This is a genomic window from Bradyrhizobium sp. SZCCHNS3052, from assembly GCF_032484495.1.
Lineage (GTDB): Bacteria > Pseudomonadota > Alphaproteobacteria > Rhizobiales > Xanthobacteraceae > Bradyrhizobium.
In genome coordinates, this window is the sequence record NZ_JAUETB010000012.1 from 151,008 (window position 1) to 167,947 (window position 16,940).

Below are 16,940 nucleotides of genomic sequence, written 5' to 3' on the forward strand. Positions count from 1 at the left end.
GTCAGGCGCGAATGATGCGAATCGTCGTCATCCTTATCGCCCTCATCGCACTGGTCTATTCAGGCGAGTGGGTCTATCGCAGCTTCATCCGGCCCATCGATCCAATGCCTCCCGAGATCGTCGCGCTTGCCGACCATTTCGATCGGAATGGCATCAAGGTCTCGCCCTACGCCGTCCGGCACGGCTTCAGACATTCAGAGGTCGAGGCCGTCGCCGCCTTCAAGGTTGCGGAGCTTCCGATCCCATTTGTCGTGTTTGTTTGTCCGGACAAGCGATCGGCGGCGGTCCAACTTGATGCGCTCAAACGCGATGGCGTGACGCGTGCCGGACAGAATGGCCGCATGGTGCTGGAACTCGGCCTGTGGGCTGATGACGATCAGGATCGCGCGCTGAAAACCATCGGGCTCTTCAATGCGTTCGACGGCTCGCAGGGGTCCTAACCGATCCAATCAGCCCCTGAGCCACTCCATCAGCGCCTGCGCCGTTTCCTCCGGCTGCTCGGGTTGCGGCAGGTGGCCGCAATTCTCCAGCACGACGAGCCAGCTGCCGTCGATGCCGTCGGCCATCTCCTTCGACAGGCTGTTCGGGATGGTGTTGTCGGTGTCGCCGGTGAGCACCAGGGTCGGGCAGCGGATCGCGGTCAAGGTCGGCCGCGAGTCCGGACGCGACATGATGGCCGTCAGCTGCCGGATGAAGCCGATGACGCCGACCTCCTCGGCCATGTCGTGCACGAGCTGGCGCAGCCGCGGATCATCCTGGCGCGACGGATGCACGAAGCCTGAGAACAGCTCGTCGACCACGCCGTGATAGTCGCCCTCCTTGGCGCGGGTGATCATGGTGCGGCGGCGGGCGCTCGCCTCCGGCGTGTCGGGCCGCGCCTGGGTGTTGATCAGCGCCAGCCGACCCACGCGTTCCGGCGCTTGGCGCATGATCTCGAGCGCGATGTAGCCGCCCATCGAATGTCCCGCGAGCGCGAAGCGCGGCGGCGCCTCGGCCAGGATGCGGCGCGCGATCGCGGCCATGCTGTCATCGCGGATGTGGTTGGCCACCATCACCGGCCCGAGCCGCCACAGCGCCGGGATCACCGGCGCATAGATGCGGGGCGACGAGATCAGGCCAGGCACCAGCACGAGCGGCAGCGCATCAGTCATGGGTCTTCCCCCCGGAAACGGCATTCACCTGCAGGTCCGGGTGTTGTCCGCCCGGCATGCCATTTACGCGCGAGAAGCGGCCGATGTCCAACGATGTGCTGCGGCTCGCGCCCGCCGCCCCAGGCCGACAACCTCGTCCCCAGCCGAGTCCTGGCTCCTCCTGCGCCTCTTCGCGGCAGCGGGGGGGGGGGGGCCGGTCGGATGATCGCGGTGATCGGGTTGCTCGCGATGCTGCTTGGGCCGCGGCGCCTTCGGCTTTCGTGATTGCGGCGCTATTCGCGGCAATCTGGTGGCGTCGTCCGCAATTCGCGCGTGAGATCGGAGATCGAACTACTTCCGCTCCGGATCATGCCACCATCGCATGCAGCGCGATGATACCTGGACGGACCATCAATCGTGGCAAACAGGGTCGGGCGTCACGATAATATCACGTAATGGGCGTGGGCCGCGGCGTCGCAAGGCCTGCGACCACAACGATTAGTTCGCGCGGCCGGTAACTTCACGTGGCCGGCGATGGCCGGCTCTCTCGTGCTGCTGCGGAGATAAGTTGGTAGCACCGCGCTGTCGGTGATGACATCGGAACGAGTGTCGCGCGAAGTCCGGCTCTCACGAGAACGGCGAGTGCGCCGATCCGCGATGCAGCGAGGGGCGGGACGACGTGCTCGATCAGCGGCGCGACGATGCCTCCCGGCGATGTCGCTGCCGGATGGAGCAGCGGCGCTCGTGGTCGCGAGTTCGATGCGAAGGTTGCGGTGGCGTGACCTGATGCGCGAGCGAGAGCGAGCGCGCCAGCGGCCGAGGCCTCTCCTCGACGATCAGACGAGCAGAGGCTGCGCCGTCGCCGCGAGCTTCTTCAGCAGCGGCAGGAAGCGCTCCTTCATCTCGTCGACGCCGATGCGATCGACGTGGCCGCCGATGTTGGCGGCGGCGATGATGCCGCCGTCATATCGGCGAATCGGCACTGAAATCGAGCGGAAACCCTGCTCCGCCTCACCGTCGACGAGCGAGTAACCGTCGTCGCGGACGGCGATGATCGACGCGAGCAATGCTTCCTTGTCGGTGATCGTCTGCGGCGTCATCTCGGTCAGCGTCATGCGCTCGACGGCCTGGCGCAACTGATCGTCCGGCATCCGGCTCAGCAACACGCGGCCGACCGACGTGCAGAACGCCGGCAGCCGATAGCCGATTTCGAGCCCGGTCGAGAACATCCGCGTCGAGGTAGCGCGCGCGATGAAGACGACCGACTCGCCGTCGAGGACGGCGAGCGAGCAGACCTCGCGCGCCTCGCCGGCCGTGTTGTCCATCAACGGCTGCATCACGCTGTTGATCTGGTTGGAGGCGAGATAGCTGGAGGCCAGCAGCAGCACGCGCGGCGTCAGCGAGAACAGCCGGTCGTCGCCATGGACGAAGCCGGAGGCCTTCAGGGTCAGCAGAATCCGTCGCACCGTGGCGCGGGCGAGGCCGGTGAGTTCCGCGGCCTTGCTCAGCGTCATCGGCCGGCCCTCGCGGCTGAAGGCTTGTATCACCCGCAGGCCGCGATCGAGCGCTTCCACGAACTCGGGACCGTCGCCCCGAGCCTGCTTCTTCTCCTCATCAGTGCGCTTCAGTTTCGGCATCGGCCTGACATGATCCGCTGTTGTTGTTTTCGGCCGCAGTGAAGCTGCAGTCCGTTGGCCCCTTGGCTTCGGTTGTAGCTTTTTCACTTGCGCTTCTCCCCACTTAAAGCGAATCTAATCTGGGCGAACATGTGTTCGTCTAGCGAACATTATTAGATGATCGCGTGACGCTCAACGCCCGACTTGCGACGGAACAGGAGAGACGGCCATCATGATGAGCCAGGAGCAGAACGACCTGATCACGCGCGTCGGACCCGGCGCGCCCGCCGGTAAACTAATGAGGATGTACTGGCAGCCGGCCGCGCTGGTCGATGAGCTCGCGGGCGAGCGGCCAGTGCGAGCGGTGAAGCTGCTCGGCCAGGACTTCGTGCTCTTCAAGGATGCGCAGGGCCGCTACGGACTACTTGATCGCGATTGTCCGCATCGCGGCGCAGATCTCGCCTTCGGACGGCTGGAGAACGGCGGGTTGCGTTGCGCCTTCCATGGCTGGCTGTTCGACGCCGACGGCAATTGTCTGGAGACGCCGGCCGAACCGGCCGGCTCGCCGCTATGCAAGAACGTCAAGCAACGCGCCTATCCCGTGGTCGAGAAGGGCGGCATCCTCTGGGCCTGGCTGGGCGAGGGCGCCGCCCCGGCGTTCCCGGATCTCGACTGCTTCACCGCGCCAGACGCCTACACCTTCGCCTTCAAGGGCCTGATCGAGTGCAACTGGCTGCAGGCGCTGGAGGTCGGCATCGACCCCGCGCATGCCTCGTTCCTGCACCGCTTCTTCGAGGACGAGGATACGTCGACCGCCTATGGCAAGCAGTTCCGCGGCGCCTCCGCCGACAGCGAGCTGCCGATGACCAAGGTGCTGCGCGAATACGATCGTCCGATCATCAATGTCGAGGGGACCGAATACGGCCTGCGCATCATCGCGCTGCGTGAGATCGATGCCGAACGCACCCACGTGCGCGTCACCAATCAGCTGTTCCCGCATGCCTTCGTGATTCCGATGAGCACGGAGATGACGATCACGCAGTGGCACGTGCCGGTCGATGACGAGAGCTGCTATTGGTACGCGATCTTCACCAGCTATGGCGCGCCGGTCGACCGGGCGAAGATGCGGGCGCAGCGGCTCGAGCTCTATGAGCTGCCCGACTATCGCTCGCGCAAGAACAAGAGCAACGACTACGGCTTCGATCCACGGGAGCAGGCGACCGCGACCTACACCGGCATGGGCAACGACATCAACGTGCACGACCAGTGGGCGGTGGAGTCGATGGGCCGGATCCAGGACCGCACCCGCGAGCATCTGGGCCAATCCGACAAGGCGATCATCCAATATCGCCGGCTGCTGCGCGAGCAGATCGAGAAGGTCGCGAGCGGCGAGCCGCCGATGCTGTTCCTCGATGCCGCTGAGGCCCGCAGCGTGCAGGGCCCGGCGACGATGGACGGCATCGGTCCGACGCGCGGCTGGGAGACCTATTGGATGGAAGTCGACGTCCGCCGCCGCCGCAACGCCCCCTGGGCCCCGCCGGTGCCCGCGGATATCGTGCGGCGGGCCCCGCATCTGAGCGCGGCGGAGTAGCTCCTTTGCTCCGAGCTGCCGTAGGGTGGGCAAGGCCGGCGGAACGGCGCAGCGTGCCGTCCGACGGCCCGCCCACCATTCACGCGCACCGTCGCGGCGGTGGGCGCGTCGCGTTCGCAGTGTCCACTGGCGCAACAGCGGAGGCAGCGCCGCGAACGCGCCTTTGCCCGTCCTACGATTCGAGGAGCCATCGTTGAGTTTCGTCGACAAGCATCAGTTGTGGAGCGTCGAGCAGGCCGAGGCCGCAATGCGCATGCGCCGCCTCGCCGAGGAGCACGGCCTCACCACCATCCGCTTCTCGTTCCCGGACCAGCATGGCATCCTGCGCGGCAAGACACTCACTGTCGATGCTGCTTTGTCCTCGCTCGAGGATGGCTGCTCGATCACGACGACCCTGCTCGCCAAGGACACCTCGCATCGCACCGTGTTTCCGGTGTTCACCGCCGGCGGCGGCTTCGGCATGGCCGAGATGCAGGGCGGTAGCGATGCACTGATGGTCGCCGATCCGACCACGTTCCGCGTCCTGCCCTGGGCGTCCGGCACCGGCTGGGTGCTGTGTGATCTGTACTTCGCCAACGGTGCGCCGGTCCCGTTCGCCACGCGCAATCTCTATCGATCGGTATTGGCGACGCTCGAGCAGCGTGGCTATCAGTTCATGGCCGGCCTCGAGGTCGAGTGCCACATCTTCAAGGTCGAGGATCCCAGGCTCGCGCCCGGTGATGCCGGCTCGCCCGGTCAGCCCGGCGTGCCGCCGACGGTCAGCCTGCTGACCCAGGGCTATCAATATCTCACCGAGCAGCGCTTCGATCAGATGGAGCCGGCGCTCGAGATCATCCGTGCGAACCTCGTCGCGCTGGGCCTGCCGTTGCGCTCGATCGAGCTCGAATACGGGCCGAGCCAGTGCGAATTCGTGCTGCAGCCCGGGATCGGCCTGGCGCCTGCAGATACGATGGTGCTGTTCCGCAGCGCCGTGAAGCAGATTTGCCAGCGCCACGGCTATCACGCCACCTTCATGTGCCGGCCGCGCATCCCCAACGTGATGTCGTCGGGCTGGCATCTGCACCAGTCGCTGGTGGCGCGCGACGGCAGCAACGCCTTCATGACGGAGGATGCCGAAGGTCTGTCCGCGCTCGGCCGCCACTACATGGCGGGTCTGCTCGCGCATGCGCGCGCCTCCGCGCTGTTTTCGACGCCGACGATCAACGGCTACCGGCGCTACCGCGCCTATTCGCTGGCGCCGGACCGCGCGATCTGGGGCCGCGACAACAGAGGCGTCATGATCCGCGTGCTCGGCGGCCCCGGCGATCGCGCCACCCGGCTGGAGAACCGCATCGGCGAGCCGGCCGCCAATCCCTATCTCTACATGGCCTCGCAGATATCAGCCGGCCTCGACGGCATCGACCGCAAGCTCGATCCGGGACCGTCGGCGGATGTGCCCTATGAGACCAAGGCGAGCCTGCTGCCGAAGTCGCTGGGCGAGGCGGTCGACGTGTTGAAGCAGGACGCGTTCTTCCGGCAAGCCTTCGGCGCCACCTTCATCGACTACTACACCTTCCTCAAGACCGCCGAGATCGAGCGCTTCCAGGCGGAAGTCTCCGACTGGGAGCAGCGCGAATATTTCGAGCTGTTCTGAGAAATTTGGTTCAGACCAAGGGGGCGGCGGCAGGACCAGCTATCGCAACCGCTGCCGGCCGCTGCGGTTTGCAGCAATGAGAACTCCGCATGGATTGGCCAACTATCCAGATTATCAAGAGTTTGTTGCACGGATTCATTTTTGGCTTCGTCTGCGCTCTGCCGTTCATCGGAATTCGGCGCAGCATCGCCCGTGTTGGCGCGTGCATTGTAGTGCCGCTCGCCATTAACTGGTGGGTCTGGTGGGCACTCCGCGATCCTGTGCTATTTCGAGTGACTGGAAGTGAGATCGCGATTATCGTTGGCGGGCTTCTTGCCGCGCAAATGAGACATCTCATTCGTCTTGCGAGAAGGAGCTAGACGGATAGGTCGTGCAGCCGAGATGTGTGTCTCGGCGCGAAAATGGCGCAGCCCCTCACACGCTGCGCGTCAGCCCGCCGTCGACGCGGATGTTCTGGCCGGTGATGTAGGCGGCACCCTCGGAGGCCAGGAAGGCGATGGTCGCGGCGATCTCCTCGGACTTGCCGTAGCGGCCCATCGGCACCGTCTTGCGGCGCTCCTCCGTCGCCGGCAGGCTGTCGATCCAGCCCGGCAGCACGTTGTTCATGCGGATGTTGTCGGCCGCGTAGGTGTCGGTGAAGATCTTGGTGAAGGATGCGAGCCCGGCGCGGAACACCGCCGAGGTCGGGAACATCGAAGACGGTTCGAAGGTCCAGGCGGTCGAGATGTTGATGATCGCGCCGCCCTTATGCGCCTGCATGATCGGCGTCACCAGGCGTGTCGGGCGGATGACGTTCAGCAGATAGGTATCGAGGCCCGTGTGCCACTGCTCGTCGGTCAGCTCCAGGATCGGCGCTCGCGGGCCGTGGCCGGCGCTGTTGACGAGCACATCGATGCGGCCCCAGCGGTCCATCGCGCCGTCGACGAGGCGTTTCAGATCGTCGCTGGACGTGTTGGAGCCGGTGATGCCGAGGCCGCCGAGCTCGGCCGCCAGCGCCTCGCCCTTGCCCGACGACGACAGGATCGCGACGTGGAATCCATCAGCGGCAAGCCGGCGCGCGGCCGCTGCGCCCATGCCGCTGCCGCCCGCGGTGACCAGTGCGACACGTTGTGTGGCCATGACGATGACTCCTGCCTTTCACGGATGACGACGGCGATCATGTAGCGCCGTTCTCCCGGTGGCGTCGAGCAAAACACAGGAACGCGCCGGTCGCCATGACGGCGAGCGACAGATCATCAACAAGCCGTATCGGCACCGATCTGATCCGGCGCGTTGCTTGACCGGCGGCTGCAACGCGCCGAAAATCGGAAACAGGCCGGTGCAACGGGAACGCGCCACCGCGTGGATCCGTTGAGACCGGACAGCAGGGAGGCACGATGCGCCACGTGACGACGCAGACACCGGCCGATACGCCGGCCGTTCAGGTTCGCGGCGCGTCGCGCGAGCCCGGCGTGGTCGCGGCGAGCGTCTATGCCGATGGCCGCCGCGTCGCAGACATCGCCATCGAAGAGGCCGGCGCCTGGAGCAGGCGGCCGGGCCATGTGGTGTGGATCGGGCTGCATGAGCCTGATGCTGCGCTGCTGCAGCGCGTCGCGGATCAGTTCGGGCTGCACGAGCTCGCGATTGAGGATGCGTCGAAGGCACATCAGCAGCCCAAGGTCGAGCGCTACGGCGACGCGCTGTTCGTCGTCGCCCGCACCGCGCAGCTCGTCAAGGAGCACATCGTGTTCGGCGAGACCCACATCTTTGTCGGCCCCGGCTTCGTGGTCTCGGTGCGCCACGGCGCCTCGACCTCCTATGGCGCGGTGCGCGAGCGCTGCGAGAGCTGTCCGGGCTCGCTCGCCAAGGGCGAGGACTACATCCTCTATGCGATCCTCGATTTCATCGTCGACAATTACCGGCCGGTGACCGAGAGCATCATGGCCGAGGTCGAGACCCTGGAGGAGGTCGTGCTGCAGCGGCCGCTCGCGCGCCACGAGGTCGACCTTCTGTATCGCCTGCGGCGCGACCTGCTGCGGCTGCGCCGCGCCGTCGGCCCCGTGGTCGACGTCTGCAAGCGGCTCGAGCATGTCGACAACGTCGCGATCGACGCCGAGATGGCGCCGTTGTTTCGCGACGTCCTCGACCACGCCAAGCGCGCCGAGGAGGATGCGGATTCCTTGCGCGAGATCCTCGCCTTCGTGTTCGAGGCCAGCATGATGGCCGGCCAGGCGCAGCAGACCGACATCGCCCGTCGGCTCACGGCCTGGGCCGCGATCCTCGCGGTGCCGACGGCCGTCGCCGGCATCTACGGCATGAACTTCGAGCACATGCCGGAGCTGAAATGGCAATACGGCTACTACGCCGTGCTGGGCTTCATCGCCACCGTGTGCAGCGTGCTGTACTGGCAGTTCCACCGGCGCGGATGGCTGTGAGGGGAGGGGCCGTCGGTCCCTGCTCGCGAAGCGGGTTCAGCCACTTGCGAGCGGCGCGAAGGCGTTGCTCCAAATCCCCTGCGCCCAAGCGAGGCGCGGTGCCAGGGCGCTGAGTGCGGTGGCGCCGCGACCGCCGGGCACGACGTGGCGCGTGTGGCATCGAGATCGGTTGCCGTTGAGGAGGCAAGGGGTGCCATGGCGCAGCGGTCACGCCGCGGCGGATCGCCCCTGGTGCGCGGACCACCACGCGGCGATCGCGTCCGTCAGTTCGTCCCAGATCGCGGTCGGCAGGTCGGGCACGGCGACGCGCACGCTGTAGCGATCCGTGGTGGCGTCGTGAAACCATTCCGTCGCAGCGAAATCGAAGCCGAAGCTGCCGGCGTGGCGGATCGGCAGCCCGGCGCGCCGGAGATCGTCGCTCATGGCGGTTGCGGCTTGCCGCGCGGTGGCCTCGTCGAGCGGCGCGCGCCCGGCGAGCGTGACGTAGAGCCCGTGCGCGAAGTCGAGCTCCGCGGTCAGGCCGTGCAGCGCGGTCGCGAATTGACGCCGCGCGCGCCGGCTGTTGCGCAGGATGGCGGCGACGCGCCGCGCGGTCAGTTCGCGATAGGCGGGCAGGCCGACATAAGGCGGGAAATGCGCCGGCAGCGCCGCGCCGCCGAGCAGCCTGACGGCGTTGCGGGTCTCGTCCGGCAGCGTCTGAAGCACAACGCGGCCCGCGGCGGCGGCCTTGCTCCAATCGATGAAGGCGACCGAGCCGAGCCGGCCGTATTCGGCGCCGAGCGAGTCGAGCTTGGTGTGGCTGCGCACCATCACGACCGGCACGTCCCAGCGTCGCGCCCAGGCCAGCACGCGGCGAACGCGGCCGGAGCCGTTGGCAAAGCAGGTGGTGTCGAAGATCAGGAGATCGATCACTGGGCGGTCGCAATTCAGTACGGCTTCGAAGCGCGGCGCGGTCGCGCTGGAATCGATCAGCAGCAGCCGCGGCGCGGGCGAGGGCTGCGCCAGCGCGGCGGCAAGGTCACGGGTCAGCGTCACCGGGCGCAGATGCCGCGCATGCGCCGCGACCAGCTCCTGCGTCTCGCCATAGGAGCCCGGCAGCATCAGCAGGTCCGCCGTACCGAGAACGGGCCGCGTCGCCAGCAGCAGTGCCGCGATCGCCGCCATGCCGGAGATGGTGTAGATGGTGTCATGACGGCTTTCGCCCGCTGCATAGAACGACGGCCCGCGCACGTCGAGATCGGCGCGCTGATAGTCGTAGCTGAAGGCGAACGGTCCGGCGCGATGATCGTCCGCATCCGCCCAGGCCGTCTCGGTCGCGGTCCAGTCGCTGAGTGCGTGCTCGGCCTTCAGCGCGGCCGTGAGCTGAAACTTGCGCCGGACGACCTCCATCACGGAGCGCGGCGCCGGCAGCGCATGCGGTCTCCGCAGGCAGCAATTCAGGAGCTGCAGCTCCTGATGCTTGCGGGCGAGATAGGCTTCGATCGTCTCCATCGGGCTCTTCATGGGTGATGCTGGCGGCCGGGATGCAACGCGCAGGGATTGCGATGGGTCCAACGGAGTGCGGCAATGCCGCGCGGTTTGCTGTAGTCTGGCCGGACAAGGAGGAGATGAATGGGCAGGGAACTCGAAGGCAAGGTGGCGGCGGTCACCGGGGCGGCGTCGGGTATCGGCCTCGCCAGCAGCGCGGCGATGCTGGCCGCCGGCGCGCGCGTCGTCATGATCGACCGAGATGCCGCGGCGCTGGCGAGCCTGCGCGAGCGGCACGGCGAGGCCGTGATCCCCGTGGTGATCGACCTGCTCGATCCCACGGATTGCGCCACCCTGCTGCCGCGCGTCCTCGATGCGGCCGGCCGGCTCGACATCCTTCACGCCAATGCCGGCAGCTATCTCGGCGGCGATCTCGTCGACGCCAGGACCGACGCGATCGACCGCATGCTGAACCTCAACGTCAACGTCGTCATGAAGAACGTGCGCGACGTGCTCCCGCACATGATCGCGCGCGGCTCGGGCGACATCATCGTCACCAGCTCGCTCGCCGCCCATTACCCGACGCCGTGGGAGCCGGTCTATGCGTCGTCGAAATGGGCGATCGACTGCTTCGTGCAGACGGTGCGCCGCCAGGTGTTCAAGCACGGCATCCGCGTCGGCGCGATCTCGCCAGGCCCGGTGATCACCGCGCTGATCGCCGACTGGCCGGCCGAGAAGCTGAAGGAGGCGCGCGAGTCCGGCAGCCTGCTGGAGCCCTCAGAGGTCGCCGAGGTGATCATGTTCATGCTGACCCGTCCGCGCGGCATGACCATCCGCGACGTCGTGATGCTGCCGACGAATTTTGATCTGTAGGGGCATCCAAATTTCATGAGCTGGAATCGGCCCCAAGTCATCGCCGCGCGCCAGGATATCCTTCGAGTGGCGCGGGATGTCCTGTCCGGCGCCGTGTCTCCGATCGAGGGTGCGCGAGCCATCGCAAGGCTTCGCTTCACCGCGCGGCTCGAGACCGATGTCGACATTCTTCCCCTGGTTGGAATCGACTCCGAAACGGACGCGCTCCCGCTTGGCCGCGATCGCGAGCACTGGCAGGCGCAAGCGCTGATCGACCTGCAGGGGGCGATCGATAACGCGCAGCGCTGGGCGCGCGACGTGGCAGACGGCCGTTGCCGAAGCCTTCTGGCGCGCTCGGACAGTCTGTTGCGCTGGCCGGGTTGACGGCGTTCCAGGCTGCCGCCTTCACAGCGTCCGCGTATGACGATGAGTCCGGGAAACTACGGGGGTCGAATTAAGCGCAACCTTAATCATAAGGAACCTAGCGTGAGCCCGCGCAATCCGGGGGCAATAATGAAGATCGGCCGACTTTTCGCAATTTCCATGCTGTCGGTGACGGCTTTGGCCGTCCTGCCTGCTGCTCAAGTCGTGATCGAGCAGGTCAGGGCTGTCAGCCACAAGGCCGAGGCGATCAAGACGGTCGAGGCGTTCGGCGCCGTGCTGCTCTACGCGCAGGACGTGGTCGGCCATCGCGCCCCCTACATCACGCCGATCTTCCAGGATACTCCCGCCACGCCCGCGCAGCTCGAAGGCGTGCGCAAGATCAGGCAGTCCGCCGACGCATCCTTCGCCAGGGCGCGCGCGCAGCTGGCGAACGTCTCCAACGGCGAGGCGATCACGCGCAGCCTGGACCAGGCCTCTTCCAAGCTGAACGAGATCCTCGCCAAGGTGGACCCCGCGCTGACCGCGCCGCTGACCGCGCGCGATCCGGCCGTCATCAAGAGCTTTCTCCCCGGGGTCACCCAGGTCGCCCTGGCAATCGAGCCGATCCTGAACCAGCTGCAGAACCGCATCGCCAATGCCGACGCGTCGCTGACGACGCTGCTCGACGTCGCCCGCACCGCGCAGGACCTGCGCGTGACCGCCGGTGGTCGTGCCGCCGCGCTGTCGCCGGCGCTCAGCGCCCGCCGCGCCGTGGCACCGGCCGAGAAGGCGGCGATGGACCGCGCCCAGGGCCGCACCGAGGCCGACCGCGAGCGCCTGGACGCCGGCATCGACCAGCTCGGCAATCCGGAGCGGCTGCTCACGGCGTTCAAGGAGGCCCGTGACGCCTATTTCGGGCGCGCCGTTCCGATCGTCGACAAGGACATCGCAGCCGGGCTCGGCGATCTCAACTACACACTCACCGCCGACAGCCTGGCCGAGGCGGTCGTCCCGGCCGTGCAGAAGTTCTTCGTCGTGCGCGACGCCGCGATCGCCGAGGCCCGCGAACGCGCCGTCGCGGCGCGCGATGCAGCCTATCTGATGCTCGCGCTGGCGACGGCGGTGGTCGCGGCCCTCGCCGGCATTCTCGTGTTCGTCACCATGCTGCTGCGCCGCCGCGTGATCAACCCGATCGTGAACCTGACCGGCCTGATCGGCGAGATGGCGGCCGGCCACGACGACGTGGCGATCCCGACGATCAATCGCGACGACGAGATCGCCGCGATGACCGGCTCGCTGCAGACCTTCAAGGAGGCGCTGCTGGAGAAGAAGCGCGCCGAGCAGGCGGCCGCGGCCGACGCGCAGGCCAAGATCGAGCGCGGCCAGCGTGTCGAGCGCTTCACCCGCGAGTTCGAGATGGCGATCGGCGAGGTCGTCGGCGTCGTGTCATCAGCGTCGGCCGATCTGGAGCGCTCCGCCGCCACGCTGACGACGACCGCCGGCCGCTCGCTGGAGCTCGCCACCGTAGTGACCTCGGCCTCCGAGGAGGCCTCGACCAACGTGCATTCGGTCGCCGCGGCCGCCGAGGAGATGAGCTCGTCGGTCAACGAGATCAGCCGCCAGGTGCAGGACTCCGCGCGCATCGCCAACGAGGCGCTGGCGCAGGCGCGCAAGACCAACGACAACGTCGCGGAGCTTGCCAAGGCGGCGGCGCGGATCGGCGACGTCGTCGAGCTGATCAACGCGATCGCCGGCCAGACCAATCTGCTCGCGCTCAACGCCACCATCGAGGCCGCCCGCGCCGGCGAGGCCGGCCGCGGCTTCGCGGTGGTCGCCTCCGAGGTCAAGGCGCTGGCCGAGCAGACCGCCAAGGCCACCGGCGAGATCGGCCAGCAGATCGGCGGCATCCAGGCGGCGACCCAGGAGTCGGTCGGCTCGATCAAGGAGATCGGCGAGACCATCGCCCGGATGTCGGAGATCGCGTCCGCCATCGCCTCGGCCGTCGAGGAGCAGAGCTCGGCGACGCGCGAGATCTCGCGCAACGTCCAGCAGGCGGCGCACGGCACGCAGCAGGTGTCGGCGAACATCGCCAGCGTCCGGCATGGCGCCGACGAGACCGGCTCGGCCTCCTCGCAGGTGCTGTCCGCCGCGAAGTCGCTGTCCGGCCAGAGCAGCCGCCTCCGCGACGAGGTCAGCCGCTTCCTCGACTCGGTGCGCGCGGCGTGAGGGTGCATTATGCGTGGCCTCGACGAGGGCCGCGCATCGCCACCCGATCGCAGCAGCTATAGCCCGCATGAGCGCAAGCGACATGCGGGGCCAGCCCCCTCAGATATCGGTGCCGCTCATCCGGGCTACAGCTACTCAGATCTGCGCTGCTGCCGATGCTCCGCGATCGGACCGATCGCGCCCTTTGTTCTTCTCGGCTGCCCCGCTCTCCCGCGAACGCGGGAATCCATAACCCCAGGCGGATGTTAGCTTGCGAGACACGTTCAACTGAAGTGGACCCCACGCACGGGACCATGGATCGCCGAAAATTAAGGTGTGATCGCGCCTGCCCTGTCGTTCAAATCAAGCAGCTTCCTGCTGCTGCGTCTGGGCCTGCTGTGGGTATGTGGGCAACGCGTTTGCGTTGTCCAAGCGAAGCGGCATATCCACAGTCTGGGCCGCCTCGATCACATCCATGCCGGCGCGCCATGCCGCCATGGGAAACTGATTGTTCATCGCCTGGTGCGGGCGGCGATGATTATAAAAGGTCATCCATGAGCCGATGCCGTCTCGCGCTTCGCGCCCGTCAGCATAGGCTTTCAGATGCACTTCCTCATACTTGATCGAGCGCCACAATCGTTCGATGAAGATGTTGTCCATGAAACGGCCGCGTCCGTCCATCGAAATCGCAATGCCTGCAGCCTCCAGCCTGCCGGTGAAGGCTGAGCTGGTGAACTGCGCGCCCTGATCGGTGTTGAAGATCTTAGGCCGGCCGTGACGCGCCATCGCCTCGTCGAGCGCAGCGATGCAAAAGCCCGTATTCATCGTGTTCGACAAGCGCCACGCCAGCACCGCCCGGGTGGCCCAGTCGATGATCGCCACCAGATACAGGAACCCCTGCGCCATCGGAATGTAGGTGATGTCGGCCGCCCAGACGTGATTGGGCATCGGTGATGCTGACGCCGCGCAGCAGATAGGGATGGATCTTGTGGCCGGAGGCGGCCTTGCTGGTGCCGGGGCGCGGGACCAGCGCCAGTACCGTTAACGGACCGCCGGACAATGGTTGAAGTTTCCGATACAGGTGCTCTTTGAGTTTTGCTTCCAACCCTCTCCCTTTGAGGGGTTTCCAAGACATGTCTTGCAAGAAGTGGTCGACGTAGCGCCCTTGCAACCTAAGTTTTTGTAGCAGGTGCCCGCATGGACGGTCCAAGGAATGAAAACAATCGCGACTATTGCGGCGGCGGTGCAGATATTTCTCATCGTTTTTTCCCATTTGAAGCGGTGATGGTCTCGATCGAGCCGATAAGCGAAGGGCTCGACCAGCATTTCAGTCGTCAAAGCGGGCACGGCATTGGTAGCTACCAATGCTAACGCTGGAGACTTAAACTGACATCGGGGTCGCACCCCGTTTTCGCATTGGGAGAATCCCCCATGGGCCGCCCAGCTTCGCACGCGTCAACTTGCCGGACGCAGACGGGCATGGATCAAGGCGCCGGTGCGCCGTAAGGGTCGCCGAGCAGCACGCTGCGGATCGCCACCAGAAGGTCTTCTGTCATCTCCTGCTTGGCGACGTAGTCGTCGGTGCCGGATTCGAAAGCGCGGCGGACGTATTGCGGCGAATCATGCCTGCTCAATCCAGGTAGCGGCAGACGAACAAAGCGCGCGCGAACGTCTCTCACCAGATCCAAACCATTGCTATCGCCAAGGAACAGATCGACGATCCCTAGATCGGGTTTCGTGGCCGCGATGGCCACGAGCGCATCCCGTTGGGTGGCCGCCAAGGCACATACGACAAGACCGGGCTCAGCATTGATCAGCGCGGTCAGCCTGCGCCGCATCAGGGGTGACTGTCCACAATGAGCAGACGCCGCGTGCGCCGTGCTGATTGCGCAGTCCGCTTTAGCACCATGGCCCAGACCGCGTGTTCGGCCGTCGCGCTTGCCGGAGAGGGGCTGTGCCTGCTTGGTCGAGAAGTCATCGGCGGCATGGCAGACGTGTATGACACTAGCCGCGCACTTGGGCGAACTTTATGACTCAACCCAATCGGCCGATTGTAACCCATTGAGCCGCGCGTTGGGCGAGTTCAGCAGCCGATTCGATCGCCAGCTTATTCTTGATGTGCTCAAGATGGGATTCTACCGTTTTGACGCTGCGGTTCAGTAGACCAGCGATCTGCCGCGTGGTTCGGCCCTGACCAACGAGCCGAAATACCTGCAATTCCCGATCGCTCAGCGTGCGCACCGGCGAGGCGGTCTCGAGCGGTCGCGCGCCGACGCATCGTTCAGCCAGCCGCCGCTGCAGAGCCTCGCTCATGTAGGTCTCGCCTGCAAGCACCCGACGAATGGCAGCGATCACGGTCGATTCGAGCTGTTGTTTGGTGACATAGCCGAGGGCGCCGGCGCAAAGCGCGCGCTCGGCGAACACCTCTTCGTCGTACATCGAAAGCACCAGCGAGCGAACGCCGGGATGACGCGCTTTGATTTCCTTGACGAGATCTAGGCCGTCCTCGTCGCCGAGAGCAAGGTCTACGATCACCAGATCAGGGCGACTGATCGCGATGGTCTTGAGCGCGGCCACGCGCGTACCGACCGCGCCGTGAACGGCGAGGCCGTTTTCCGCCTCGATGAGGGCGATCAACCCGCGGCACAGCACGGGATGATCGTCGACGACAAGCAGCCTCTTCCGCACCGCGTCCGCGGCTTCAGCCAGGCAAGTGGGCATCGCCGATACTTTCCTGCCGTTCGTAATTCGATAACAGCGGAAACGCGCACGCAACCATGACGCCGCGACGGGCCTGCGGCTCCACAGTAAGAGAACCGCCGATCGCCCGCGCGCGGTAGTCCATGGTATAAAGCCCGATGCCGTCATGATCGCGCCATTTTTCGGGAAGCCCGACACCGTTGTCCCGGATGCTCAATAGTCCCGAGCCTGCAGTGCACGCCAGACGGATCTCGATTTCGTCGGCTCGGCCGTGGCTGACCGCATTGCGGACGGCTTCTTGGGCGATACGCACGAGGTGGCTCGTGGTTTCGCGGCCAAGATCGGGACAAGGGTTATCTTCCACAAACGCACAAAAGGCGCCATGAGCGGCGCTGACGTTGCGGGCGAGGCTCTCAAGGGAGCCGACAAGATCCGCGCTATTCAGACCGATCGAGCTGAGCCCACGAGCGAGGTCACGCGCCTCGCCGATGGTCTCGTTCAGCAATCGTACGAGTTCGGCCGCGGCCGCGGCGGGACCCGGTTGGCCGCTCGCCGCCAAACTTCGCCACAGCGCCGCAGCTAGCGCCGCTAAGCCGGCGAGCGATTGGCAGAGCCCGTCGTGGAGTTCACGCCCAATGCGCTGTCTCTCGCGAGAGGCAATCGCAAGAATTTCACGTTCAAGAATTTCTTGTTGCCCAATATCGCGAGTTATGGCTTCGATCTGCTCCCGTTGCATCGAAGACCAGCCAGGTTTTCTCGTGACTAAGATACACCCTTAGGATGTATCAGTAGTATGATCGAGTCAACTTCAAAGATCGATTTAAACCGCATAACTTTATGTACATTAAAGCTACGCGCCGCACCGTTGTAATTGTCGATCGGCAGGGCGTCGATGAAGCTCATCGCGTCGACGGAGAACACCGCGCCGCCATTCGCCGTCTTTCCCGACGCTAGCATGAGTCAGTGGAC

Annotated in this window: 15 protein-coding genes and 1 pseudogene; 8 read left to right on the forward strand and 8 right to left on the reverse strand. The window is 65.9% G+C overall.

Translation table 11 applies throughout. From position 1 onward, the window contains the following. Nucleotides 1–14 precede the first annotated feature (14 nt). Nucleotides 15–440 (forward strand): hypothetical protein, encoded by a 426-nt coding sequence (locus tag QX073_RS28405; RefSeq protein ID WP_316226726.1) that lies wholly within the window; start codon nt 15–17, stop codon nt 438–440. Nucleotides 441–449: 9 nt separating this feature from the next. Here the strand turns inward: QX073_RS28405 and QX073_RS28410 are convergent, their stop codons facing one another. Next, entirely contained in the window at nt 450–1,151 is a 702-nt protein-coding gene (locus QX073_RS28410; RefSeq protein ID WP_315751328.1) for an alpha/beta hydrolase, read from the reverse strand. Nucleotides 1,152–1,966: 815 nt separating this feature from the next. Continuing rightward, nucleotides 1,967–2,767, reverse strand: coding sequence for an IclR family transcriptional regulator C-terminal domain-containing protein (locus QX073_RS28415; RefSeq protein WP_315717886.1), 801 nt, complete (start codon nt 2,765–2,767; stop codon nt 1,967–1,969). A gap of 211 nt (nt 2,768–2,978) precedes the next feature. On the opposite strand from QX073_RS28415, the gene QX073_RS28420 reads away from it, so the two are divergent. Then, complete coding sequence (locus QX073_RS28420; protein WP_316165567.1) at nt 2,979–4,337, forward strand: aromatic ring-hydroxylating dioxygenase subunit alpha; 1,359 nt, start codon at nt 2,979–2,981, stop codon at nt 4,335–4,337. Between the two features lie 193 nt (nt 4,338–4,530). Continuing rightward, the gene (locus QX073_RS28425) at nt 4,531–5,970 is read left to right on the forward strand and encodes a glutamine synthetase family protein (protein ID WP_316226727.1); all 1,440 of its coding nucleotides are present in this window, start codon (nt 4,531–4,533) and stop codon (nt 5,968–5,970) included. 414 nt (nt 5,971–6,384) lie between these two features. On the opposite strand, the gene QX073_RS28430 is transcribed toward QX073_RS28425, so the two are convergent. Continuing rightward, the gene (locus tag QX073_RS28430; RefSeq protein ID WP_315717883.1) at nt 6,385–7,089 is read right to left on the reverse strand and encodes an SDR family oxidoreductase; all 705 of its coding nucleotides are present in this window, start codon (nt 7,087–7,089) and stop codon (nt 6,385–6,387) included. A gap of 257 nt (nt 7,090–7,346) precedes the next feature. Here QX073_RS28430 and QX073_RS28435 point away from each other — a divergent pair, with 257 nt between their 5' ends. Beyond that, nucleotides 7,347–8,384, forward strand: a complete 1,038-nt coding sequence (locus QX073_RS28435) for a magnesium and cobalt transport protein CorA (RefSeq protein ID WP_315828005.1) — start codon at nt 7,347–7,349, stop codon at nt 8,382–8,384. Between the two features lie 207 nt (nt 8,385–8,591). Here the strand turns inward: QX073_RS28435 and QX073_RS28440 are convergent, their stop codons facing one another. After that, on the reverse strand, nt 8,592–9,875 hold the full coding sequence (locus tag QX073_RS28440) for a hypothetical protein (RefSeq protein WP_316226728.1): 1,284 nt from the start codon (nt 9,873–9,875) through the stop codon (nt 8,592–8,594). Nucleotides 9,876–9,995: 120 nt separating this feature from the next. On the opposite strand from QX073_RS28440, the gene QX073_RS28445 reads away from it, so the two are divergent. From QX073_RS28445 to QX073_RS28455, 3 genes are all read left to right on the forward strand, one after another. Beyond that, a complete protein-coding gene (locus QX073_RS28445) occupies nt 9,996–10,724 on the forward strand; it encodes an SDR family oxidoreductase (RefSeq protein WP_315751340.1) in 729 nt (242 codons plus the stop codon). Between the two features lie 15 nt (nt 10,725–10,739). After that, nucleotides 10,740–11,087 (forward strand): hypothetical protein, encoded by a 348-nt coding sequence (locus QX073_RS28450; protein WP_316226729.1) that lies wholly within the window; start codon nt 10,740–10,742, stop codon nt 11,085–11,087. A gap of 129 nt (nt 11,088–11,216) precedes the next feature. Further along, nucleotides 11,217–13,292 carry a HAMP domain-containing methyl-accepting chemotaxis protein gene (locus QX073_RS28455; RefSeq protein ID WP_315828007.1) on the forward strand — a complete coding sequence of 692 codons (2,076 nt, stop codon included), beginning with the start codon at nt 11,217–11,219 and terminating at the stop codon, nt 13,290–13,292. A 342-nt stretch (nt 13,293–13,634) separates the two neighbouring features. On the opposite strand, the pseudogene QX073_RS28460 reads toward QX073_RS28455, so the two are convergent. After that, a pseudogene (locus QX073_RS28460) lies at nt 13,635–14,304 on the reverse strand (IS3 family transposase); the annotation flags it as partial. Nucleotides 14,305–14,468: 164 nt separating this feature from the next. Between QX073_RS28460 and QX073_RS28465 the strand changes: the two are divergent. Then, nucleotides 14,469–14,642, forward strand: coding sequence for a hypothetical protein (locus QX073_RS28465; RefSeq protein WP_315717878.1), 174 nt, complete (start codon nt 14,469–14,471; stop codon nt 14,640–14,642). A gap of 113 nt (nt 14,643–14,755) precedes the next feature. Here QX073_RS28465 and QX073_RS28470 read toward each other — a convergent pair whose 3' ends face one another. The 3 genes from QX073_RS28470 to QX073_RS28480 form a co-directional block, all read right to left on the reverse strand. Beyond that, complete coding sequence (locus QX073_RS28470; RefSeq protein ID WP_315717877.1) at nt 14,756–15,109, reverse strand: response regulator transcription factor; 354 nt, start codon at nt 15,107–15,109, stop codon at nt 14,756–14,758. A gap of 196 nt (nt 15,110–15,305) precedes the next feature. After that, nucleotides 15,306–15,992: a response regulator transcription factor gene (locus tag QX073_RS28475; RefSeq protein WP_315717876.1), complete on the reverse strand. Its 687-nt coding sequence runs from the start codon at nt 15,990–15,992 to the stop codon at nt 15,306–15,308. Then, a complete protein-coding gene (locus tag QX073_RS28480) occupies nt 15,973–16,707 on the reverse strand; it encodes a sensor histidine kinase (protein WP_315717875.1) in 735 nt (244 codons plus the stop codon). The genes QX073_RS28475 and QX073_RS28480 overlap by 20 nt, the downstream gene beginning before the upstream one ends. Between the last annotated feature and the right edge of the window lie 233 nt (nt 16,708–16,940).